Below are 21363 nucleotides of genomic sequence, written 5' to 3' on the forward strand. Positions count from 1 at the left end.
GGAACGGCACTCTTAAGGGGATCAAATGTCTCAGGGTTCTTAACCTCCATGCAAATCATGCTGACCTTTGAGTGGAGTGATGTGGGGAGTCTCAGTATCCTCTTGAGGTCAATTGTGACCTTGGCATCCACCATCTTCATGTTTATCCCTGCAATCCCGGCAACCAGCCGGGGGTAGACCCTTGGGCCTATCCTCCTCTTGAACTCCCCCCACCTGTCCTCAAGGAGGAGTTCCCTGTTCTTCACAACTTCACGGACCGTCCTTGCCGTGACATTCTCTATCCTCTCATCACCCCTCATGTGGAGGAAGACGTGCTTCGCCCTCTCTGTGAAGACCCTGTGGTACCCTAGGGGGATGGAGAAGTGTTCCATCTCATAGGATTCGCCGCTGTGTATGAATTTCCTCCTGGGCCTGCGTGCACCGGCGGTGTACCTCAGGATCTCAGCCCTCACCTCTGATCCAAGTTCCATGACCCCCGGGTCAAGGACCCTTATATGGTATCCCCTCCCCGAGTATACCACGTGCACGTCCCCCAGTCCCAGGTCACCCCTGAGGGTGTCAACCATCATGAGGACCAGTTCCCTTGCCTCATCAAGGCACGTTTCACAGACCCCCTCACAGTCACATGACCTCACAGGAAGGTCCTTGGCGTCCACGTCAAAGATGAGTTCAGATCGCTGCCATCCCCTCCTCTTACCCGGCTCCCTGTAGAATGCGACGGAGGAGTATGCTGCAAATGGGAACCTTGCCCTCATGAACCTTGAAAGGCGTTTCTCATCATCGAATACCCTGTACCTGTCGCTGGGGCCCCTGCCTGTGTGGTCAAATCCGAACTCCCTCATATGGATGTTCCTGGCTATGAATTCCGGGAGTTTCCTTACATCCCACTCTTCACGGTAGTACCTCTTCCTCTCAAGGGGTGTTGCGGCCTCAAAGATCCTATCAGTCCTCCCCTTCCTGTTCTGACTTCCCCCTGTGGAGCTCCCACCTCTTCCTGTTGTAGTAGGTGAGGGGGTTGGTGATCCTCCTGCAGAGCTCATCGGGTCTGCAGAGGTCGGGTAGGTGTATTTTGATCTTCTCGCAGCTCATGGGGGTGTACCATTTACTCTCACCCTCATGTTCGGGTTCCGGTTCATCATGAACCCCAAATCCCAGCTTCGCGGTTATGTTCAGCTTCTCCTGGGGGTCGTCCTCAAATAGGGGTGGTTCACACCTCTCTGCTGCCCCATATATTATGGGGAGTATCTCCTCCCTGATCACCCGCAGTTCAGGGTCAAGGTCTGAAACCTTAAGGGGTGTCCTGTCCCTGAAGACCGACGGGTATAACCTTGCATAGGATATGAATGAGGTGAGCAGGAGGACTATGGCGTCGTTCCTGTTACCGGACTTCACACCATCCAGGGTCCCCCTTATGCATGGGGGGAATGCATCCGGGACGAGTTTACCTGGCCCTGCAGATTTAACCGGCCCGCCCCTGAATGATGTGACCTCATTAACAGTCTCCCTTATCCTTTCTGCTGTTTCAAGGATGATGGGGTGGGGTTCCACTGTGGAGCTCATCTCAGCGACCCTCTCAATGTATTCCTCAGTCTTCTGCATTATTATACGGGATATCATTGTCTCCTTGAGTTCCAGACCCACAAGTGCCTCGTAGAGACTCCTGGGGTCCCTGTCAGTTATCAGATCCTGGAATGTCATGAGGAATTCATCCTCATCAATCACCACCCTCCCCCTGTGGAGTATGAGGTCCGTGAGCCTCAGCTTACCTGATCCGATGAGTTCTGATAGTTCCATCCAGCTGGTTCCTTCGGATCCAAGTTCAATGAGGACTTCCTCGATTATCTCATCCCTTTCACCTCCAAGGATCCTGAAGCGGTCCTCCACAAGGGCCCCTGTAGATTCAACAACCAGTCTTACCTCCCTCGACCCCCTTCTGAAACCTGCCCCTGCCGCCTGTGCAAGGACATAGAATGCAATTACATCGTACTCCTCTATTTCGGGGTTCATGAGGTATGCGTAGTCCCCATGGTCAAAACCCCTCCTCTGCCGCCTGAGGTACCATTCCAGTCTCTTGATGGCAAGGTCACCTATGCTCCCCGGGAGTAGTGAATTGTCATCAAGGTTCTGGCCCCTTGTACGTTTAACCGTATCGAGGAGTGCGCTGCTGACCTCAAATACCGTCTCAGGGGATCCATAGTTTCTTACAATTTCCCTGGCATCCTCTGAGAATGGGTTTATGAAAAGTGAAGACACCATGTTTAAACTGTTTACTGATATGACCCATAAAGATATGGGTACATGCTTCACAGTTACCATGATATAGCAGTTCAGCAAGGATTCTGCCCAGAAGCCATGAAAGGGCACATATAAACCTTGATGTTCTGAAGGGGCCCCTGAACTGGTTCCATGAAAATGGAGATGGTTTTAAATTCCCTCACATAAATTTATATAGAGGTAAACCGTAAATTTAAACTGTATCTTAATGATATTACCCCATCTTATTCTAACCCGTTTCATGATTCAAGGAGGAGTTTGAGTTGAGCAAAGTATTTATCACCTGCGCACTTCCCTATGCCAATGGGCCCACGCATCTCGGTCATCTGAGGTCAACCTACATACCCGCAGATATATATGCAAGGTACAGGCGGCTGCGGGGTGACGATGTCCTGTTTGTGTGCGCCACAGATGAACACGGGACACCCATAGCCGTCAAGGCAGAGAGTGAGGGCCTGGAACCCATTGAAGTTGCCACACGGTACCATGATATGATAAAACGCGACCTTGAGGAATGCGACATATCCTTTGACAGTTTCACAAGGACAACCGATGAGCTGCACTACGACATAGCCCAGAATTTCTTCCTGAAACTCTATGAGAAGGGTTACATATACGAGAAGGACATAAAGCAGCTCTACTGCAACAGCTGCCAGCGTTTCCTCCCGGATAGATACGTTGAGGGGACCTGTCCCCACTGCGGAGGTGAGGGTGCCCGTGGAGACCACTGCGAGAGCTGTGGAAGGCACCTTGAACCCCTCCAGCTTGAGGATCCCATGTGCATGGTGTGCGGGTCGGAGCCAGTGGTGAGGGATTCAAGGCACTACTTCTTCCGCCTCAGCCAGTTCCAGGATGAACTCATGGAATGGATTGAGGAATCAGATATGCCCTCAAATGTCAAGAACTATGCCCTGCAGTGGCTCAGGGAGGGCCTCAGGGACTGGATACTCACAAGGGACATGGACTGGGGGGTCCCTGTACCCCTTGAGGGAAATGATGGTAAGATAATCTATGTCTGGGGTGAGGCCTTCCTCGGATACATTTCATCTGCTGCAACCTGGAGCAGAAGAACCGAAAGGCCCTGGAGGGACTACTGGGATGCAGGCGCAGTTCACTTCATAGGAAAGGACATAATATACCACCACGCCATATTCTGGCCTGCCCTGCTCATGGCCTACGGGTGCAGAACTCCTGAGAACATCATAGCCGGGGAGTACCTCTCACTTGAGGGGAGGAAGATGTCCACCAGTAAGAACTGGGTTGTCTGGACATCAGATTTCCTTGAAAGATTCCCCAGGGACCTTCTGAGGTACTACCTCACAGTCAACGCCCCCCTGACCAGGGACACCGATTTCTCATGGGACGACTTCCAGAGGAGGGTCAACGATGAACTGGCGGATGTCCTTGGAAACTTCCTCCACCGGACATTCTCCTTCACAGGGAGGTTCTTTGATGGCAGGGTACCTGAACCATCAGAACTCACACCAGAGGACGAGGAGTTCCTCAACTCCATAAGAAGAGCCCCTGATACTGTGGGTGAGCTCCTGGAGAACTTCCAGTTCAGGGACGCCATGATGTCAGTGATTAAACTTGCAAAGAAGGGTAACAAGTACTTCAACGATCAGGAACCATGGAAGGCCATTAAGGAGTCACCTGAGAGGGCCTCAACATGCCTCTACCTCTGTAATCTCCTTGCGGCCAACCTCGGGAAACTCCTAATGCCCTTCATGCCGTCCTCAGCAGAGAGGGTGCTCTCCATCATGAACATGGAGGATGAATCATGGGGCTTTCATGAACCTGAACCGGGTAGGGTCGTAGAGAAGGCCCGGCCCCTCTTCTCAAAGATACCCGATGAGGTAATCGAGGAGGAGAAATCAAAACTCATCAAGGAGGAGGATAGTGTGTCTGAAACCGTGACAATCGATGACTTTGCAGCCCTGGACATCAGGGTGGGTATTATAAGATCAGCTGAGAGAATAGAGGGGTCAGATAAGCTCCTCAAACTCATGATAGACGTGGGTGAAAGGGAAATGCAGGTGGTTGCGGGTCTTGCAGAGAAGTACAGCCCCGAGGATCTCCTTGAAAGGAAGGTTACCGTCCTTGCCAACCTCAAACCCGCCAGACTCTTTGGTGTTAAATCTGAGGGTATGGTCCTTGCAACCGGTGAATCACTGAACATACTGGACCCCGGTGATGCAGGTATCGGTGAACGGATAATGTAGATGTGATACAACCTTCTGATAATTCGGTATGCTGTGCCTGGCTGGAGAATAGTATGAACGAATCAGGTCTAATTGCAAGGTCAGAAAGGTTTCTGGAGGGTATAAGGGATAGAAGGATCTCTGAAGACGATCTTAAGTCGCCGGAAGCACTCCTTAATCTTTACATCTACCTCCGGGGAAACCTTGAGGAGCTTCAGGATCTGAAGGAGGCCATGGAGCTGAGGGGCTTCAAGTACCCCTTCAGGTCAATATCCGGGTACAGCACCCACCAGTCCCCTGAAATCGCTGAGGACATCCATGACATAAAGAGGCACGCCCAGTACTTCCGCATGAAGGCATCTGTAAAGAAGAACCTCCTTGACAGGGTTAACTCCGCAATCTCATCCCACAGGATAGCCCTTGGTAACATTGAGGAGTACGTTTTCCTCACGTGCCATGAATGTTCAAGGACCCTGCGGCTGGGGGAGGTGGAGCTCCATGACCCGGCAGGGGGTGTTGAATGCCCCTGCGGATCAGATAACCTGAAGGTCAGGTTCAATGACCGGGCACTCTCCAGGCCGGAGATAATACCGCACCTCCCCCTCTCAGGGGATTACATGGTGAAGATGTCCGAGCTGAGCCTCTGGGCCAGAAAGGCCCTCAAGAAGATAATGAGGCTACTTAAAAATGAAAAGAAGGGGGCTGTAAGATCGGCCACCCTGGTTATAAGGGTCCTTGAGGATGGTAGGTGGATCAGAAGGCGCATAACCCTTGACAGTGAGGATGATGACTACGAGAGGATGCTGAGGCAGAGGTATGGGCCAAATGTGAGGGTGGAGCTGATACAGTTCCACAGGAAAAAATCCAGCATAGTGAATGACAGGTACACGAGGACCGCCCTTGCACTTGCATATGCCGGGCTATCCCAGAGGATAATAGATGAGATACGGGATGCGGTCTACAGGGAAAACCTGAGGGATTACGATGCCGTGGAGAGGTACCTGGAGATAGTCTTTGATGCCAGAACATATTCACCTGATCTCAGGATTTCCGAGGATGAACTCAGTGAGGTCCGATTGCAGAGGATGCACAGGCTAATCCATGAAGCAGGTCTTGGTGATGAGAACGGTAACCTGAACCCCCTGCTAAAGGAGGACCTGGAGACAATGGAGGAACTCAAGAGGGAGGTCTTCAGGGATGTTCCCGTGAACCTCATTCTCTGGGACGTTGCCTTTTACTACCTTGGAACATCCCTGGACCGCCGCTCCAAGTATTCTGGCCCCTTCCCCAACCTCAGACCCGTACTTGACAGGACACAGGTGAGGACCTTCGATGAGTTCAGTGAGGACGCCCTGGAACTCCTCAGAGGGTACTGGAACTGTGGAATGGTCTACATTGAGAACCTGGGGGATGTTCTCCTGAGGAAATTTGAAATTGAGGAGAAAATGAAGGGCCTGCACATGAAACCTGACCCCCTTGCATTTGGTGCTGCTGTGCTGCACATGGAGGCAGGTATTGATGCTGAAACATGCGCCGAACTCTTTCATGTGAATGTGGAGGACGTGGCCGATGAGGAGAGGAGCATTGAAAACCTGGGTAAGCCATCTACCGACAGGGCTAAAATGTTTCTTAACCTTATAAAAGGTGATTGAGTGGTTTTATGGCAGAAAAGATCCATTTGAATCAGCCCCTTACTTCAAGGCGGATAATTGAGATCCTTGAGAATAATCCTGACCTCAAGAAGATCACATGCCCCATAAGCCTCTATCACCGCACATCAAAGAGGTATCTTGAGGCCCTTGAGGAACTTGGAGTGGAGGTTGAACCCGTTAAGAGAATCGGGAGACCCCGGAAGTACACAGAAAAGGACGTTAAGATGGTTCAGAAACTTTTAAGGGAGGGTAAAACTCCAAAACAGATTTCGGGTATCACAGATATACCTCTGAAGACCGTCTACTATCTCAAGGGTGATATGAAACTGAAACGGGGCAAGAAGAGGAAGTATGACAAGAACACGCGCCTCAGAGTTCGTGAAATGGCCAGAAAGGGCGTTCCAGCCAGAAAGATTTCTGATGAGCTGGGGATACCCCTCAGAACAGTATACTATATAGTTAAGAATGGCTGATTATCTGAAAATTTATAAATGAATGGGTGCAGTTAATACTATAGGATAAAGCCGGTGATTTTATGGTTCTGAACTTTACACTTGAATATCCATCTGTACTTATCGTATCAATAATCTGCTGTATCATCTCATTTACATCAACGTATACAGTTATGCCAAAGCTCATAAGTAAACTCAAGGATGCCAACGTCGTTGGAAACGACATACATAAAATTTCAAAGCCCATCGTCGCGGAGATGGGTGGTATCGGGATACTCTTTGGGTTCACGATAGGAATGTTTCTCGGTATGTACTTTTTCCCGCGCCTCCACTACGAACTCATGGTGACGCTCCTTGTGATACTCCTCGTGGGTATAGTGGGGATGGTTGATGACCTTGTGAGGCTATCATCACGTGAAAAACTCTTCCTTCTATTCCTTGCAGGTCTCCCCATAATATGGGTGGCCCCCCCCAACGTTGGGATACTCTACATGATCATGATGCCCATTGCAGTCTCAATAGCATCAAACCTCACTAACATGCTGGCAGGCCTGAATGGTATTGAATCCGGTCTGGGTTCAATCGCAATGATATCCCTCACCGCCTCATGTATCATAATGGGCAAATACAATGTCTCCATAATAACCATGGCAATGCTCGGGGCCCTCCTGGCGTTCCTCATCTACAACAGGTACCCATCTAGGGTATTCCCCGGGGACGTGGGAACCCTAATAATAGGGGCCTGCATAGCCTCTGTTGCATTCATAGGTAGGATAAAGATAATAGCACTCATCGTCCTCCTCCCCAACATCATAGACGGTCTCCTGAAGTTCTACAGCGCAGGTGTCGTTGAGAGGCACAGGCACAGCCCCACAGAAATCTCAGAGGACGGTAAACTCATAGTACCCCCTGAGGGATTCAACTCCCTCATAAGGTGGATACTGAGAAGACCCATGACCGAGAAGAGGGTTGTGATGATAGTGTGGTCAATTGGGGTATTCTTCGGGGCCCTTGGGGTTATACTTGCATTCATACTCCCTCTGGACCCCTTCTAAGAATTTCTATGATGAGAAACTTTAGAACCTCAAGTGTTCAGGTACTAAGTCACCCGTCAGAGGCTTTAGGACCTGTTGTTGAGGTACCTCACAGCATATTATCTGCTTTTCTGACCTCAGAAACTGTAGAGCTTGTTGAGGAGCTCAAGGGTAACGGACTCCATCTCCCTCTCATCCAGTTTCTGGAATATTTCAACAGCCCCCCTGAAACCTGATGCAACACCCTCAGGGTTGTTCTCTATAAAGTCGAGGACCCCCATGAGGACCATTACAACGGCAAGTCCCATATCATTGTTTGTATTTTTGAAAAGATCCTCTGCCTTCTTAAGGTACTTTCTTGACTCGCTGAAATCCTCATTTTTAAGTGAATAGGCCCCCAGGAGCAGGAGCAATGACGCCTCTGTGGCTGTATCGCCAATATCCCTTGCAATCTGGTAGGCCTCCCTTATCTGGGATATGGAGTCCTCATAGGACTGTGACTGGTACATTGTAAGTGATTCAACCCTTTCCACGAGTCTGTCCAGGAATGGCTCGATGGCACCGAGGTCCACCTCTGCCATCTCAGGTTCAGCCTCCTCCTGGAGGCGGTTGAGGCTTGCTATATCTATGGCCTCCCTGATCTTTTCGACCTCCTTGATCTTTTCCCTCAGATCCTTTCTGAGTGGTGAATTAACAGAGTTATAAATCCGGAGCGCCTCCTTAAAGTACTCCATTGCAGTCTTGATTTTCCTATCACTGAGGTAGACGTCACCCATGGAGTCGAGGGCAAAAGCCATGAGCTCCTCGTCATTCATGTCCGAGGCCACCTTGTAGGCCCTTTCAAGGTAATCAAGTGCCTCACGGGTATCGCCCTCATCAGCATAAAAGGTGGCTATCCTTATGAGGGTGTCAAATTCCTCCTCAAGGAGTTCCTCAAGTTTGCGCAGGTACTTCTCCAGTGATTCGCCGCCCTCATCTCCCTTGAGAAAATCAAATATGCTCAGAATAATTAATATCATCTTCACAGCCCCGGATGTTCTAATAAAATATTATGTGGATATTAATTTAAATAGATATCCGCTAAAAGGAATCTGACAGTTAAACATCAGCCCATTGGAAATCTACAGCCAGAATCACCCCACAAATAAAAAGACATTAAGGAGTACCATCAGCCCACCAGAAGACCCTGTTCACCTATCCTGTAGGGCGCCTCCCTGGTCCCTGAGGGGGTACTGGCAGATATCATGGAGCCATCCATGCGGATATGCACATCAAAGAGGTCAGGGATCGCATTCTCTATTTCTGGATCAGCAACCCCCTCTGTGTAGGCCACCAGTCCTATTCCTTTAGCCTCCCTCACACGGTTATTGTAGGCCTTGAGCACCCTGAGCACAAGCCGCGGGGGGTTGAATGCCAGGAGAATTGATGCAGAGTCAAATGCTGAAAGGAATATGGCTGATTCCTGGTAGAGGCTCCTTGTGGCTATACCGACCTTGACCATGAGGTCTGTGGTGTTCTGAAGGGCCGAATACCTTATGTTCCCTGAATCCTGGGGTTTACCACCTCCAAGTCCTGTTGGGAGATCAATTACATGCATTTTATCACTGAAGGTCTGGATGAACCAGTTAAAGGCCATCGTATTCCTCTGCAGGTCCCTGTAACCATATTCTGCCGCTATGAAGAGACATGGGTTTCCAGCCTGGAGTCCCCTGTAGATGAACTCCATTGCAAGTACGGATTTGCCTGCCTTGGGGGGACCTGTGACCAGCATGACTGAACCAGGCTCCAGTTCACCCAGGATATCATCAAGTCCAGCTATACCGGTGGTGTAGTTCTCACTCATGATATCCCTCATGGGTTGACCTTAAGGCCCTTATCGTCTATGGTGTAGGGGGCACTGGCCCTTCCGACTCCTATCATGGCCTCAACTGTAAGTTCAGATCCATCGAGGTGTATTATGTTATCCACAACTGCCTTGAGCATGGTCTCAACCTTGGGGTCTGCTGATCCCTCGGTGTAGGTGACAATGGCAGTTCCGCCAGCGTCCTTGATCCTCATTATGTATGCTGTGAGGACTCGGACTATCAGCATCTCATCATTGAATGCCATTAGAGTTGTGAGGGAGTCCAGGACAGACCTGAATATGCTGTAGCCTGCAGTTATGTTCCTTATGGCAACCCCCAGTTTCACCATTATATCGGTAGGGTTATTCACAGATGATGAAAGATAGGTGTTGCCAGCATCAGATGCAGGTCCTGAGATGCTTGATATCGCGTCTATCACATATAGGAGTTCATTCTCCATGTAACTCTCAGCATCCATACCAAGAACCTGCATGTTCCTCTTGAGGTCCGCCAGGCCATAGTCTGTGGATATATAGAGACAGGGTTCACCCCTATCAGCACCCCCAGCCGCGAAACCATAACTGAATATTGATTTACCAACCTTCGGGGGCCCATAGACAAGTGTAACAGTATTTTCAGGGATCGCACCCCCACCAATGAGTTCATCAAGGCCCCTTATTCCTGAGGGAATTCTAACAATCATTTAACCACCATAGAGAAGTCCGAGGAGGGTTTCAAGTGCTTCTTTAACTCCCAATCCCTCTTTGAGTGAAACAGGTATTATAGGGACATCACCTCCAAGCTTCATCCTTGTTCTTATCTCATCAGGTGAGAGTGCCCCTGGAAGGTCCTGTTTATTGGCAACCACAACCTTTGGTATGGCCTCTGCCCTTGTCTTTCTTATCATCTCCTTGGCCCTAGCGAAGGTTTCAGGTGCGGTTGAGTCCACAAGTATGAATGCCCCAACAGCCTCCCTTGAGAGAACATCCAGTATTAGGTCGAATCTCTCCTGTCCTGGTGTACCGAAGATATCCGCCATGAACCCCTTATACTCGAGGTGACCTATGTCCATTGCAATGGTCGTTGGGAACGCCGAGAGGGCCTTTCTGTCAACAGAAACTGCTTTTGTGGATATGGACTTCACAAATGTGGATTTCCCTGAATTGTAGGGACCAGTCACCAGTATCTTGGGCACATAGACCTTAACTCCACCTGGCTGTACAACAAAGAAGAGAACCATGGTTTCAGGGGGCTTGGACCAGTCAGAATGGGCAACCATGAACCCCTGTCCTATTATGACCCTCTCCTCAATGGTCCTCAGATCAACGACACAGTCCATCAGTGATCTCAGTTTATCCATCAGCTCCCTTTCATAGTCCCATTCAGTGAAGAGGTAGACAAGGTTGACATCCAGTTCAGAGGCCCTCCTGTTCCATGCCTCAACAATTTCAAGGGTCTCACCGTTGCCCAGGTAATCTATTATTACAGATAGGCAGTTTATTACCCCCACACCACCAGGAATATCCTCTATTGCACTCAGAACTGTTTCCTTTATCTCTGAGTAATCACTGACAGTGTAACGCTCCTCTGATGGCATTCCAAGGAAGGGCGAACTTCCATCAACAAAAAACATGTTCCCATTCTCAATGTGGGCCTCTATGTCCCAGCCATAGGATCTGAATTCATATATTATGCTCTCAGGTTCCTCAACGTTGGTGAATATGAACCCCTTCCCACCCTCACCAAGGCGCCCGTTGAGCATCTGGTAACCGAATGCCTCATAGTCAACTCCGGGGGATGCCGAGAACATCACAGAAGCCCCCTCCCTCACTCCGCCGCCCAGGAGGTCGTCGAGTTTCGGGATGTAAGTCCTCTTCATGTTCACATCTCCCTTAGAATTTCATCAACCTGCGCTGCCCTTGAATCCATTTCAAAGAGCAGCAGACCAAGCTGTGCCTCCGGTTCTGCCAGGGCCGTGAATATGGCCTTCTCACCTGCAGGTTTGAGAATGATTATACCCTTCTCGGTTCTCACGGTTATCTCAGAAACGCCGCCAGTGTTCATCTGCCCTGATGCCGCCTCTGCAGCACCCATTATGGTTGAACAGAGGGCTGAGAATATCCTGGCATCAACATCTGGAGGTGTCCGTGCGTTTATGAGCAGCCCTTCCTTTGAAACAATACCTGCAGCCCTTATCTGACCGACCTGCATAAAAGCAGAGAGCACATCATCCAGTTTTTCCTTCTTTGTTTTGGCCATCAATACACCCCAGTGACTCGGTAACCGGTATCAGGAAGTGTCCCCGGCGATGAGTATTACAGTTTAATTATGTTGTTAACCCTTTATATCAGTTTACATCTGGCTACGGTGTAATCTAATGAGGAACCCACACCGCCTCAGATGTTGTGAAGACGTAGTGATATGAAAAGGCAGGGTTGTGGTAGGTACCGGTCAGGTTCTCTGTCCTGAAGGTCCGTGAGATGGATCTCCTCATACAGAAGTTCACCCTGTCAGAGAGGGACTCCCTCAGGAAAGACTCCATAGGTGGGCCAGAGAGCCATGCCCTCAGACGGAACTTCCTCCGCCCGTATGTGCTATTGTAGCCCTCGTCAATCATCTCAACCCTCAGAACCCTGACACCTGATGGCTGGAGTAGGGCCGGCTTCTGGTTCTGGTACTCTTCAAAGGTAACAGCAGGGTAGACTGCAAGGGTGTCAGTAGTAACCCCCTCCAGGGCCCCTGTTTTAGCAGCTGAATGGGCCGCCAGGAGTTCAAGCTGCATTCCAGCCTGACCAGAGATGAGTATGGCAATGAGGAGCCCGGCACCTGTAAGTAGCAGGTACTCAAGGGGTACCTGCCCTCCAGTGCAGCCATAGATATTATCTGCCCTCAGATTTGTCACAGATGAACCCCCCAGAGACTCCTCGTAGATATATCCAAGCTCAGAGCCTCACCTCCGAGACCATGAGGAGGGTCCTGTTATTTCTGCATGTGTTCCGTATTGAGTATTTCCTGCCTGCCTCAAGGTTAATTGATGCAGGGTTCCCCCTTGAGTCCGCAATGATAACAGGGCATATATCTGAGAACCCCCTGTAACCATCCGCCCAGCCATAGACCCCGGTTGAGTTGACCCTCAGCCTGTAGGCTGATGTGTGGTTGAGACGTGGTGGGAGTTCAACAACAACCTCACGGCCCGGGCCCCCTGCAACTGCAAGGTCAACGGCACATGCCACATCATCCATAAGTATGCGAAGTTCAAGAAGTCCCTCCTCATGGTGAACACCATCAATCCTTGAACCAGCAATGGCAACCATGGTGGATAAAAGCAGAACCATGAAAAATGTTGATGTTACGGCGTCAGCTAATAGAACTCCATGTGAATCCATGATAGTAATTAATAAATTTTTATATATAAATATTACTAACTGATGTATAGATATAGTTTGATGCACATAAACCCTTACATGTATTCCCTAGTGGTCTTCACAGGGGGGCCCCATAACTTCCATGAACTTGAGGAATTTGTTGAGGATGCCGGTGGCCTCATAATCCAGAGGGACACATTCAGCGTTCACAGGGGCCAGTACTTCCTGAGAAATGAGGTCAGAGTCCTGTGCATCATTCCCAGCGCAGATGAAGACACTCTCAGAGAGACCGCCCGCAGGATAAAGGGGGAAATAGAGGGCCTTGATGCTGATCAAGATGTCCTTGAGAGGATACAGTCCCTTCTTGAGGTCTATGATAGGCTCGCAGAAGAACCCTCATGGACCCCCCAAGAGGATATTGTGGCCGATGACGGCCTCCTTGATGAGATGGTTGACATGGAACTCATTGAGAGAAGAAAGATGGGCCATAGGGTTGAGTACCGTCTGCTATGAGATTCTATGCTGACAAAAATTCAGCGGGTCCATCATAACATCACAGGATCCATGTCATCCAGATTTATCTAGGTGGTCTTTAAGATTAGTATAGGAGCTGGAGGATTTAATATGGCAAATGAAATAAAACAGCTTGTGATAGGCATAAGTAGAGATGGAGAGATAATCGTAAAGAGTAACAGGGGGAGGATCTACCCGGTTAAGGTATCATCAGACCTCAGTTTCAGCTGTGAGGACCTCTTCAGGCACACCGATAGGGAACTCTACGCCACAATAAATACCGAGGTCCAGCCCTGGGAATGTGTGTCCATTGAATACGTGGAACCAGAGTAAAATCATCAGCTATTTATTTCATTCAGAGACATTGACTTAGCAGCCACTGACACACAACATACCACTTATAAAATGGGGAGTACAATAGCTGTACTGAGACCAGATACACAGTAATAGAATACAATACTTGAGTGGAGGATATCATGAGGGGAGAAATTCTCATAACCGCAGGAGTAATCCTTATAATCACAGGCATACTTTTAACATTCATTGGAGGAGCCCTCAGCGCCTCCCAGACAAGGGATAAGGGGGAGGTTAAGGCCGCGGGAGTTGTAATGATAGGGCCCGTGCCCATAATCTTTGGCAGCGACAGGAACATGGCCATCACAGGGGTTGTGCTCGCCCTGATCCTCATGGTGGTTGCATACATACTGTTCTACAGATAGGTGTGCTTCCATGAGGATCATAATGGTGGCCTGTGGAGAATACGGCGCCAGGGTGGTTAATACCGTCGCTGCCCATGGGCTGGCACCGGACATAGTGGCTGTATTTGATTATGATGACTATTCTGGTGAATTTCTGGATGATCCCTCATCACTTCTTCCCCCAGAAATCCCTGATGCAGATCTCACAGTAGCTGCGGGACTCTTCGGTGACCTTAACCTTGTAGCAGCTGAAATAGCCGTTGAATCGGGATCAAAGGCCCTCATAATTGAATCCCACGCGCCGGGTCAGCTTCCTGAAGGCCTTAAATCTGAAATTTCCAGGATGGTTGAATCAGTCGTCTTTCCATCACCCTTCTGTTCACTTGATACTACAGGAAATCCCTTTATTGACTCATTTGCCTCAGGATTCGGGAAGCCTGAGGTGGACATGGATGTGAAGGAGAGTGTCCTTGCAGTCAGGGTTAAAAGAAGCGCCCCCTGCGGTTCCACCTTCTACGTCGCAGAGAGGATAAGGGGGGTTCCCCTCCCTGAGGTGGATGTGGCTGCCGGTGAAGGATTCCACAACTACCCCTGCCTGGCGTCCATGGAAGCTGACCCTGTACTGGGGGATACCCACCTGCATGTTGCAGGTTACCTCACAAGGGAGGCCTTCAAGAGGGCTGCAGGTGTGCCGGGGGTTCATGCCCACGTGAACCCCAGGGAATGTCTGGGAGAGGATTGTGGCTTCCTCTGCATGGATGTCTGTCCCCTTGTCAGGTTATCCATGAATACCATAAGGAGGGGTGTGACTGCAGAGGTGGATCCCTTCTCCTGCGGTGCCTGTGAGAGGTGCGCCAGGGAGTGTCCCCAAGGGGCCATAGAAATGATAAACCCGCGGCCATGACGGGATCCACATGATAACACCATCAGGATGTAAAAAAGGAATAACACAGAGGAGAGGATAATCTGAAAGGCACAGAAAACCCTGAAGTTGATGAAAAGGTTACAGGTGAGGTTGTATTCATAGGTGCAGGTCCAGGAGACCCTGAACTCATAACACTGAAGGCCATAAGGGTTCTTGAAAGGGCCGAAGTTGTGATATACGCCGGTTCACTTGTAAACAGAAAGATCCTGGAATACGCGCCAGGTGCAGAGGTCCATAACAGCGCCCATATGAACCTTGATGAGATAACGGAGATCATGGTGGATGCCTGCAGGGCCGGTAAAACCGTGGCGAGGGTTCACACAGGAGACCCCTCCATTTATGGGGCCATCAAGGAGCAGATGAGGGTTCTTGATGAGAAAGGAATTCCATACAGTGTTATACCTGGCGTCAGTTCCGTTTTTGCAGCTGCAGCCGCCCTGGGGGCCGAACTTACACTTCCTGAGATTTCTCAGACCGTCATAATAACACGTCCTGCCGGAAGAACACCTGTGCCGCCCTCAGAGAGCATCGAGGAGCTTGCAAGACACGGTTCAACCATGTGCATATTCCTGGGTGTCCACATGATAGGGGACATTGCAGAAAGGCTAATGAAGCACTACCCACCTGACACCCCCGTTGCCGTGGTTAAAAGGGCCTCATGGCCTGACGAGGAGATTGTGAGGGGTACACTGGCGGATATATCCATGAAGGTACGTGAGGCCGGTATAAAAAAAACTGCCATGATAATCGTGGGAAGGGTTCTCGATCCAGGGGAGTTCAGAGCCTCCAAGCTCTATGACGCCGGATTCAGCCACGAATACAGGTCCTGAACAAATTTTATCCTCAACATTATTCTTCCTGAGGCCGACTTCAGCCACAGGTCCTACAGATTTTATTTTTTTTAGGTTACCCCCTGAAATCAGAATGTAAAGAGCTTTATGTGGGCCATTTTCCCGCAGGCCATGAACCTCTCTGTGAGTTCCCTCACCCTTGAGGACTCGCCCTCAATTATGAAGAGTTCCAGGCACTTCCCATCCTTGAGGTGACTGTGTATCTGGGTGCTGATTATATCCTCATAGTCATGTTTTATGTCTGTCACCATGTCCTCGGCATTTCTATGGTGTATTAGAAAGAGAACCGCGTTTATATCTCCCCTCAATTCCTGCATGTTTCTTTTCTCATCTATCAGAAGCCTTGCAGCAGCCCTTATAACATCGGATCTTCCTGAGAATCCCATCTCATCCCTAAGTGCATCTATCTCCGCGAGGAGCTTTTCACTGAGTGAAACACTGACCACAACCATGAATCACTCTATTTTAATAAGAATTTATATACTTTATGCTAAATTTTATTAAATTATGCTCCAGATATTAACAATTTTTATATGTTTTCAGAAACATAGATTAAGTGGGTGGTTGGATGGAAAGATGGAAGATAGGTGCAATTGCACTCATAACCATACTCTCCATGAGTGGAATGTACGTCTTCACATCAGAGACGTCAGATGAACCAGATCAGGAAAAACTGATTGTTGCGGTTACAGTAATGCCCCAGAAAGAGTTTGTGGAGGCAGTTGCAGGGGACCGGGCAGAGGTGGTTGTCCTGGTGCCAGAGGGCGCCGACCCACACACCTATGAACCCCAACCTGAGACACTCAGGAAGGTTTCAGAGGCAAGGGCATACTTCATTGTTGGATCCGGCCTTGAATTCGAAACCCACTACCTCGAAAAAATAAGGACACTTAACCCCAGTATGAGGATAATAAACACTTCAGAGGGGATAGAGTTCATCCCATCAGACATTGAAGATCCACATGAATCAGCCGAGAGCCCATACGACCCCCACGTGTGGACATCACCCAGAAACGCAATGGTGATGGTGAACAACACACTGAGGGGGCTCCAGGAGATTGACCCCCAGCACAGCAGATACTACAGTGAAAACGCTGCCACCTACCTTGAAAGGCTGCATGAACTGGACATGCGGATCAGAATGGAGCTTAAAAACAGAACCGGTGAGAGCATACTGGTCTACCACCCCGCCTGGGGCTACTTCTGCAGGGAATACGGGTTAAAACAGGTCGCAATTGAAAGGGAGGGAAAGGAACCCGGTCCGGCAACATTATCACAGATAATCCAGGATGCCAGAAGGAAGAACATAAGGGTTGTAATTGTATCACCACAGTTCAGCAGGAGAAATGCAGAACTCATTGCAGAGGAGATAGGTGCAGGAGTTGCCGTTGTGGACCCGCTGGGTGGAAACTACACAAGGAACATTGAGGAGGTACTGAGGGCTCTTAAGGGGTGATGGAAATGCTGGCAGTTGAGATGAGGGATGTGAATTACCATGTGAATGGCAGGCCCATACTTGAGGATATCAACCTTGAGGTGCCTGAAGGTGAGGTCCTCGCAGTAATCGGACCCAACGGTGGGGGTAAAACAACACTCCTGAAACTCATAACAGGACAGATAAGGCCATCTTCAGGAACTGTGAAGGTGCTGGGGAAAAATCCTGAGGATACCAGGGAAAGGATCGGATACCTCCCCCAGAGGAGTCACTTCAAGACAGATTTCCCCATAAACGTCCTCCAGACAGTCCTCATGGGCACATACAGGAGATTTGAGGCATATACAGACGATGATAGAAAAAGGGCCCTCAGATCCCTGGAAATAGTGGGGATGCTGGATTACAGGGATAGAAAAATTGGTGAGCTCTCAGGGGGTGAGCTGCAGAGGGTTTTCCTTGCAAGGGCCATTGTACGAAACCCAGCTCTTCTCCTCCTTGATGAGCCAACTGCAAGCGTTGACCCCGCCTTCAGGACCTCATTCTACAACCTCATAGATGGCTTGCGGGAGAGAATGACAGTTATCCTTGTATCCCACGATATCGGAACGGTCGCACAGCACGTGGACAGTGTGGCGTGCCTCAACCACAGGCTATTTGTTCATGGGACAGTGGAGGAGGCCGTCACCTGCCTTGAGGATGCATATGGCTGTCCAGTGGAACTCATAGCACATGGTATACCCCACAGGGTGCTCCATGAACACAGGGAGGGGTGATTGCCGTGCTTGAGATCCTAGAGTACCAGTTTATGAGGAACGCTGTGGTTGCAGCGGTACTTGTCAGCATAGCCTGCGGTATAGTTGGAAGCTACGTTGTGACCAAGAGGATAGTCTCAATAAGCGGAGGTATATCACATGCGGCATTTGGTGGCGTGGGGCTGGGGTACCTCCTGGGTATGAATCCGGTGACAGCGGCCATCCCCTTCACCGTTGCAGCCGCTCTCCTTATGGGTAAAATCACAAGGAAAACAGATATAAGTGAAGATACCGCGATAGGCATGCTCTGGTCAGCTGGTATGGCCCTGGGTATACTGTTCGTGAACCTCAGCCCTGGTTATGCCCCGGATCTTTTCAGCTACCTCTTCGGCAACATCCTCATGGTAAGCAGCGCAGACCTCTGGACCATGCTCGTCCTTGACCTCATCATAATAGCAAGTGCCCTCCTTTTCAACAGGGAATTTGTGGCGCTCTGCTTCGATGAGGAGTACGCAGAGGTCCTTGGTGTGCCTGCTGACACCTTTTACCTTTACCTGCTTTCACTGGTGGCCATAAGTGTCGTTGTACTCATAAAGGCAGCGGGCATAATACTTGTGATGGCACTGCTCACGGTTCCAGCGGCTGTTGCAAGGGACTTCAGTACAGATATGGGTGACATAATGATTAAGGCCTCAATCACAGGCATATTTGCAGCCATACTGGGCCTATGGGTTTCCTACTGGTTCAATATCTCATCAGGAGCCATCATAGTCCTTATCCTCACACTTCTATTTGGCGCGGCCCGGATACTGAAGTCCCTGAGGAGTTCATAAGATCTATGATCCTACCAAAAAATACAAAAAATAGATAAAACCCGGGATTCGCAGCAAGCATATCAAAAAATACATTAAAGAATTAGATGAAACCCTAGATTATGAAGTGCGGATCAGACCTCAGGGATACACTGAAATCAGCAATCGGTGACTACCTCAGCATCACACTCATAACCGGGAAGACGTACTACGGTGAGGTCAAGAGGGTTGAAACCGATTATCTGAGTCTAGAACTGAAATTAAGGGGTGGTAAAACAACCACCACAGTCATAATACCCCTTGCGCATATTGTGACGATCACCCTCTAGGCCTGAGAATCTCAACACCACCCTCAGTCCCCGCGATAACCATATCAGCAAGGCCTGCGAAGATACCATTCTCCACGACACCCGGTATACTGTTGAGCTCCACCTCAAGGTCTGCAGGGTCATCAATAACACCGAATGATGCGTCAAGGACAAAGTTACCGTTATCTGTTACAATGGGGCCGTCCTTCCCCTCACATGACCTGAGGGTTACAGTGGCCCCCATGGACTCGAGCCTCACCATAACGGGTCTGCAGGCTGCAGGGATGACCTCAACAGGGAGAGGAAATGCGCCCAGCCTATCAACAAGTTTTGATTCATCCACTATAACTATGAAGCGCCCTGCAGATGAGTCAACTATCTTCTCAAGTGTATGGGCAGCCCCACCCCCCTTTATAAGGTTGAATTGAGGGTCCACCTCATCTGCGCCGTCAACAGCCACATCGACGTCGTGTTCTGCAAGACTTGTGACCCCTATACCTGACTCTGCTGCAAGTAACATTGACTGGTAAGATGTGGGGACACCCATAACCTCCAGTTCCTCCTCCCTGACGCGCCTTCCAAGTTCCACTATGAAGTGGTGGGTTGTTGAACCGGTGCCGAGTCCGACGATATCCCCATCCTTTATCTCCTCAACCGCCCTTAGGGCGGCCATCCTCTTGAGATCCATTGTAGACTCCCATTCATTTTTTATTCAGGGGTTTCAAAAGAACCCTTCTCAGTTCATGACCGCCAGGGCACTGTTTTCCAGGTTTTCCAAGATTTTTTACAATCCTGCACCTGTCACCATCCCTGATGCCCTCAGGGAAACATAGATCATGCATGCTGCACTCCAGGTCACATTCAGGAAAATCGAATGAAATCACTGATCCTTCAAATGCTCCCTTTGCGTCTATGAGTGCCTCGACAGTGGATTTTTCAACCTCAATTACCTTCACCTTCTCTCCAAGGTGAACAGGGCACTTCTGGTACCTGTCCTTAACATCGGTTATCCTGTAGAGCCTCCCCTCCTCGAGGGGTCCTATGCATGTCGACCTGAACCTGCAATCCTCACATTCCTCTGCAGGTCCGCAGAAGAGGAACCTTGACCCCTTCCTTGCAAGTTTTTCGCCAATAAGAGTTATCAATCATATCACTTCCGTTATCTTTGCAAGCCTTTCAGCGGCCTCGCGGGTTAAACCTCTGTCTCCAAGGATTGTGTATCTTTCCTTTCTGATAGTGTGGGCCAGTGTAAGTGCCTCTATGATGTATTCAGGGTCGATGCCAAGTTCGGCTGCTGTTGTTGGGGCGTTTATCCTTGCCAGGGCATCCCTTATGAACCTCCAGTCCCCGCCGTGGAGGTGCATCATCATTATTGTCCCCACCCCGCACTGTTCTCCGTGAAGTGCAGGTTCGGGTGCCACCATGTCAAGGGCGTGGCTGAACTTGTGCTCCGAGCCACTTGCAGGCCTACTGCTCCCTGCTATGCTTATTGCTATGCCGCTGCTTATGAGTGACTTCACAGCTAGCCTTGCACTCTCCTCAAGACCCTCTTTTATGGCGTCGGCAGAGTTTATAATCATTTTGGCTGTCATGAGTGAAAGTGCAGCTGCTGATTCACTGTACCTCTCATTAAGAAGCCTGTGGGCAAGTTTCCAGTCCATTATGGCCGTGTAATTGGATATTATATCTGCACAGCCTGATGCAAGGAGCCTGAAGGGGGCCTTACTTATTACCTCAGTATCTGCTATCACACCGATTGGTGAAGAGGCCTCAAGGGATGCTGTGCCCTCACCGTTCCTTATGGATGCCCTGGGGGAGGCTATCCCATCATGGGATGCCGCTGTGGGCACACTTATGAAGTGCACGCCCTCAAGCGTGGCGGCCATCTTCGCAACATCGATAACCTTACCCCCACCCACACCAAGCACAAGGGAGGTGCCGTTGAGGCCATCCTGGACCTGGGACACCGAGGCCATGGTGGCATCCCCAACCGTGACCTGGTCAACCTCGAATCCAGCACCCTGCAAACTCTCAATTGCCGTCTCACCGGCAATTTTAAGGGTTCTGGGGCCCGTCACCACCATAACCCTTCCCTCGAATCTGAGGTCACTGCATATCCTCCCGGTATCCTCTATAACACCGGGCCCTGTGTGTATCTCCCTTGGTAGCTGAATTTTCCTTGGATCCATGTTAACCCTCTGATGGAGTATATTATTTAAGTAGGAGTAATAAAATAATTTTTGATTG

General features: G+C 49.8%; 26 protein-coding genes. 13 read left to right on the forward strand and 13 right to left on the reverse strand.

The window, feature by feature from the left end; translation table 11 throughout:
* Positions 1 to 938: DNA primase catalytic subunit PriS (gene priS, locus QFX39_RS00005; RefSeq protein ID WP_300477107.1), on the reverse strand; the 938-nt coding region annotated here is incomplete at its 3' end.
* Positions 939 to 942: 4 nt separating this feature from the next.
* Positions 943 to 2256 (reverse strand): DNA primase, encoded by a 1314-nt coding sequence (locus QFX39_RS00010; RefSeq protein ID WP_300476086.1) that lies wholly within the window; start codon positions 2254 to 2256, stop codon positions 943 to 945.
* A 281-nt stretch (positions 2257 to 2537) separates the two neighbouring features.
* On the opposite strand from QFX39_RS00010, the gene metG reads away from it, so the two are divergent.
* From metG to QFX39_RS00030, 4 genes are all read left to right on the forward strand, one after another.
* Positions 2538 to 4496 (forward strand): methionine--tRNA ligase, encoded by a 1959-nt coding sequence (gene metG / locus QFX39_RS00015; RefSeq protein ID WP_300476088.1) that lies wholly within the window; start codon positions 2538 to 2540, stop codon positions 4494 to 4496.
* Positions 4497 to 4549: 53 nt separating this feature from the next.
* Complete coding sequence (locus QFX39_RS00020) at positions 4550 to 6127, forward strand: DUF530 domain-containing protein (RefSeq protein ID WP_300476091.1); 1578 nt, start codon at positions 4550 to 4552, stop codon at positions 6125 to 6127.
* Positions 6128 to 6135: 8 nt separating this feature from the next.
* Positions 6136 to 6600, forward strand: coding sequence for a DUF1699 family protein (locus QFX39_RS00025; RefSeq protein WP_300476094.1), 465 nt, complete (start codon positions 6136 to 6138; stop codon positions 6598 to 6600).
* Between the two features lie 62 nt (positions 6601 to 6662).
* Positions 6663 to 7634, forward strand: a complete 972-nt coding sequence (locus QFX39_RS00030; protein ID WP_300476097.1) for a multidrug transporter — start codon at positions 6663 to 6665, stop codon at positions 7632 to 7634.
* Between the two features lie 116 nt (positions 7635 to 7750).
* Here QFX39_RS00030 and QFX39_RS00035 read toward each other — a convergent pair whose 3' ends face one another.
* The 7 genes from QFX39_RS00035 to QFX39_RS00065 all read right to left on the reverse strand — a co-directional run bounded on the left by QFX39_RS00035 (position 7751) and on the right by QFX39_RS00065 (position 12843).
* Entirely contained in the window at positions 7751 to 8632 is an 882-nt protein-coding gene (locus tag QFX39_RS00035; RefSeq protein WP_300476100.1) for a tetratricopeptide repeat protein, read from the reverse strand.
* A gap of 149 nt (positions 8633 to 8781) precedes the next feature.
* Positions 8782 to 9468, reverse strand: coding sequence for an RAD55 family ATPase (locus QFX39_RS00040; protein WP_300476103.1), 687 nt, complete (start codon positions 9466 to 9468; stop codon positions 8782 to 8784).
* On the reverse strand, positions 9465 to 10160 hold the full coding sequence (locus QFX39_RS00045) for an RAD55 family ATPase (RefSeq protein ID WP_300476106.1): 696 nt from the start codon (positions 10158 to 10160) through the stop codon (positions 9465 to 9467). Before QFX39_RS00045 ends, QFX39_RS00040 begins: the two co-directional genes overlap by 4 nt.
* Complete coding sequence (locus tag QFX39_RS00050) at positions 10161 to 11336, reverse strand: ATPase domain-containing protein (RefSeq protein ID WP_300476109.1); 1176 nt, start codon at positions 11334 to 11336, stop codon at positions 10161 to 10163.
* Between the two features lie 2 nt (positions 11337 to 11338).
* Entirely contained in the window at positions 11339 to 11716 is a 378-nt protein-coding gene (locus tag QFX39_RS00055; RefSeq protein WP_013295793.1) for a roadblock/LC7 domain-containing protein, read from the reverse strand.
* Positions 11717 to 11831: 115 nt separating this feature from the next.
* Entirely contained in the window at positions 11832 to 12359 is a 528-nt protein-coding gene (locus QFX39_RS00060; protein ID WP_300476117.1) for a hypothetical protein, read from the reverse strand.
* 40 nt (positions 12360 to 12399) lie between these two features.
* Positions 12400 to 12843 carry a hypothetical protein gene (locus tag QFX39_RS00065; RefSeq protein WP_300476121.1) on the reverse strand — a complete coding sequence of 148 codons (444 nt, stop codon included), beginning with the start codon at positions 12841 to 12843 and terminating at the stop codon, positions 12400 to 12402.
* A gap of 78 nt (positions 12844 to 12921) precedes the next feature.
* On the opposite strand from QFX39_RS00065, the gene QFX39_RS00070 reads away from it, so the two are divergent.
* The 5 genes from QFX39_RS00070 to cobM all read left to right on the forward strand — a co-directional run bounded on the left by QFX39_RS00070 (position 12922) and on the right by cobM (position 15788).
* A complete protein-coding gene (locus QFX39_RS00070; RefSeq protein ID WP_300476123.1) occupies positions 12922 to 13335 on the forward strand; it encodes a methyl-coenzyme M reductase family protein in 414 nt (137 codons plus the stop codon).
* 111 nt (positions 13336 to 13446) lie between these two features.
* Positions 13447 to 13668: a hypothetical protein gene (locus tag QFX39_RS00075; RefSeq protein WP_300476126.1), complete on the forward strand. Its 222-nt coding sequence runs from the start codon at positions 13447 to 13449 to the stop codon at positions 13666 to 13668.
* Between the two features lie 143 nt (positions 13669 to 13811).
* On the forward strand, positions 13812 to 14054 hold the full coding sequence (locus tag QFX39_RS00080) for a TIGR00304 family protein (RefSeq protein ID WP_013295798.1): 243 nt from the start codon (positions 13812 to 13814) through the stop codon (positions 14052 to 14054).
* A 10-nt stretch (positions 14055 to 14064) separates the two neighbouring features.
* Positions 14065 to 14937, forward strand: a complete 873-nt coding sequence (locus QFX39_RS00085; RefSeq protein ID WP_300476130.1) for a DUF166 family protein — start codon at positions 14065 to 14067, stop codon at positions 14935 to 14937.
* A gap of 119 nt (positions 14938 to 15056) precedes the next feature.
* Positions 15057 to 15788, forward strand: coding sequence for a precorrin-4 C(11)-methyltransferase (cobM, locus tag QFX39_RS00090; protein WP_300477110.1), 732 nt, complete (start codon positions 15057 to 15059; stop codon positions 15786 to 15788).
* 89 nt (positions 15789 to 15877) lie between these two features.
* Here the strand turns inward: cobM and QFX39_RS00095 are convergent, their stop codons facing one another.
* Entirely contained in the window at positions 15878 to 16261 is a 384-nt protein-coding gene (locus QFX39_RS00095; RefSeq protein WP_300476132.1) for a CopG family ribbon-helix-helix protein, read from the reverse strand.
* A gap of 116 nt (positions 16262 to 16377) precedes the next feature.
* Here QFX39_RS00095 and QFX39_RS00100 point away from each other — a divergent pair, with 116 nt between their 5' ends.
* From QFX39_RS00100 to QFX39_RS00115, 4 genes are all read left to right on the forward strand, one after another.
* Entirely contained in the window at positions 16378 to 17265 is an 888-nt protein-coding gene (locus QFX39_RS00100; RefSeq protein ID WP_300476135.1) for a zinc ABC transporter substrate-binding protein, read from the forward strand.
* A 5-nt stretch (positions 17266 to 17270) separates the two neighbouring features.
* Positions 17271 to 18017, forward strand: coding sequence for a metal ABC transporter ATP-binding protein (locus QFX39_RS00105; RefSeq protein ID WP_300476137.1), 747 nt, complete (start codon positions 17271 to 17273; stop codon positions 18015 to 18017).
* Between the two features lie 5 nt (positions 18018 to 18022).
* Entirely contained in the window at positions 18023 to 18829 is an 807-nt protein-coding gene (locus QFX39_RS00110; RefSeq protein ID WP_300476139.1) for a metal ABC transporter permease, read from the forward strand.
* 101 nt (positions 18830 to 18930) lie between these two features.
* A complete protein-coding gene (locus QFX39_RS00115; protein WP_013295805.1) occupies positions 18931 to 19137 on the forward strand; it encodes a hypothetical protein in 207 nt (68 codons plus the stop codon).
* Here QFX39_RS00115 and rpiA read toward each other — a convergent pair.
* From rpiA to QFX39_RS00130, 3 genes are read right to left on the reverse strand one after another with little or no spacing between them, the layout of a single operon-like run.
* Positions 19127 to 19804 carry a ribose-5-phosphate isomerase RpiA gene (rpiA, locus tag QFX39_RS00120; RefSeq protein ID WP_300476143.1) on the reverse strand — a complete coding sequence of 226 codons (678 nt, stop codon included), beginning with the start codon at positions 19802 to 19804 and terminating at the stop codon, positions 19127 to 19129. The genes QFX39_RS00115 and rpiA overlap by 11 nt on opposite strands.
* A 13-nt stretch (positions 19805 to 19817) precedes the next feature.
* Entirely contained in the window at positions 19818 to 20261 is a 444-nt protein-coding gene (locus tag QFX39_RS00125) for a UPF0179 family protein (protein WP_300476146.1), read from the reverse strand.
* Positions 20262 to 21305 (reverse strand): NAD(P)-dependent glycerol-1-phosphate dehydrogenase, encoded by a 1044-nt coding sequence (locus tag QFX39_RS00130; protein WP_300476149.1) that lies wholly within the window; start codon positions 21303 to 21305, stop codon positions 20262 to 20264.
* Between the last annotated feature and the right edge of the window lie 58 nt (positions 21306 to 21363).

Source organism: Methanothermobacter sp., assembly GCF_030055425.1.
Taxonomy (GTDB): domain Archaea; phylum Methanobacteriota; class Methanobacteria; order Methanobacteriales; family Methanothermobacteraceae; genus Methanothermobacter.

Coding starts and splice junctions, on each gene's coding strand:
- QFX39_RS00115 (WP_013295805.1), top strand. CDS start 18,931: ATGAAGTGCGGATCAGACCTCAGGGATACACTGAAATCAGCAATCGGT.
- QFX39_RS00025 (WP_300476094.1), top strand. CDS start 6,136: ATGGCAGAAAAGATCCATTTGAATCAGCCCCTTACTTCAAGGCGGATA.
- QFX39_RS00070 (WP_300476123.1), top strand. CDS start 12,922: ATGTATTCCCTAGTGGTCTTCACAGGGGGGCCCCATAACTTCCATGAA.
- QFX39_RS00035 (WP_300476100.1), bottom strand. CDS start 8,632: ATGATATTAATTATTCTGAGCATATTTGATTTTCTCAAGGGAGATGAG.
- QFX39_RS00075 (WP_300476126.1), top strand. CDS start 13,447: ATGGCAAATGAAATAAAACAGCTTGTGATAGGCATAAGTAGAGATGGA.
- QFX39_RS00095 (WP_300476132.1), bottom strand. CDS start 16,261: ATGGTTGTGGTCAGTGTTTCACTCAGTGAAAAGCTCCTCGCGGAGATA.
- QFX39_RS00130 (WP_300476149.1), bottom strand. CDS start 21,305: ATGGATCCAAGGAAAATTCAGCTACCAAGGGAGATACACACAGGGCCC.
- QFX39_RS00040 (WP_300476103.1), bottom strand. CDS start 9,468: ATGAGGGATATCATGAGTGAGAACTACACCACCGGTATAGCTGGACTT.
- rpiA (WP_300476143.1), bottom strand. CDS start 19,804: ATGGATCTCAAGAGGATGGCCGCCCTAAGGGCGGTTGAGGAGATAAAG.
- QFX39_RS00085 (WP_300476130.1), top strand. CDS start 14,065: ATGAGGATCATAATGGTGGCCTGTGGAGAATACGGCGCCAGGGTGGTT.
- QFX39_RS00010 (WP_300476086.1), bottom strand. CDS start 2,256: ATGGTGTCTTCACTTTTCATAAACCCATTCTCAGAGGATGCCAGGGAA.
- QFX39_RS00080 (WP_013295798.1), top strand. CDS start 13,812: ATGAGGGGAGAAATTCTCATAACCGCAGGAGTAATCCTTATAATCACA.
- QFX39_RS00105 (WP_300476137.1), top strand. CDS start 17,271: ATGCTGGCAGTTGAGATGAGGGATGTGAATTACCATGTGAATGGCAGG.
- QFX39_RS00020 (WP_300476091.1), top strand. CDS start 4,550: ATGAACGAATCAGGTCTAATTGCAAGGTCAGAAAGGTTTCTGGAGGGT.
- QFX39_RS00100 (WP_300476135.1), top strand. CDS start 16,378: ATGGAAAGATGGAAGATAGGTGCAATTGCACTCATAACCATACTCTCC.
- QFX39_RS00045 (WP_300476106.1), bottom strand. CDS start 10,160: ATGATTGTTAGAATTCCCTCAGGAATAAGGGGCCTTGATGAACTCATT.
- QFX39_RS00065 (WP_300476121.1), bottom strand. CDS start 12,843: ATGGATTCACATGGAGTTCTATTAGCTGACGCCGTAACATCAACATTT.
- QFX39_RS00055 (WP_013295793.1), bottom strand. CDS start 11,716: ATGGCCAAAACAAAGAAGGAAAAACTGGATGATGTGCTCTCTGCTTTT.
- QFX39_RS00050 (WP_300476109.1), bottom strand. CDS start 11,336: ATGAAGAGGACTTACATCCCGAAACTCGACGACCTCCTGGGCGGCGGA.
- QFX39_RS00030 (WP_300476097.1), top strand. CDS start 6,663: ATGGTTCTGAACTTTACACTTGAATATCCATCTGTACTTATCGTATCA.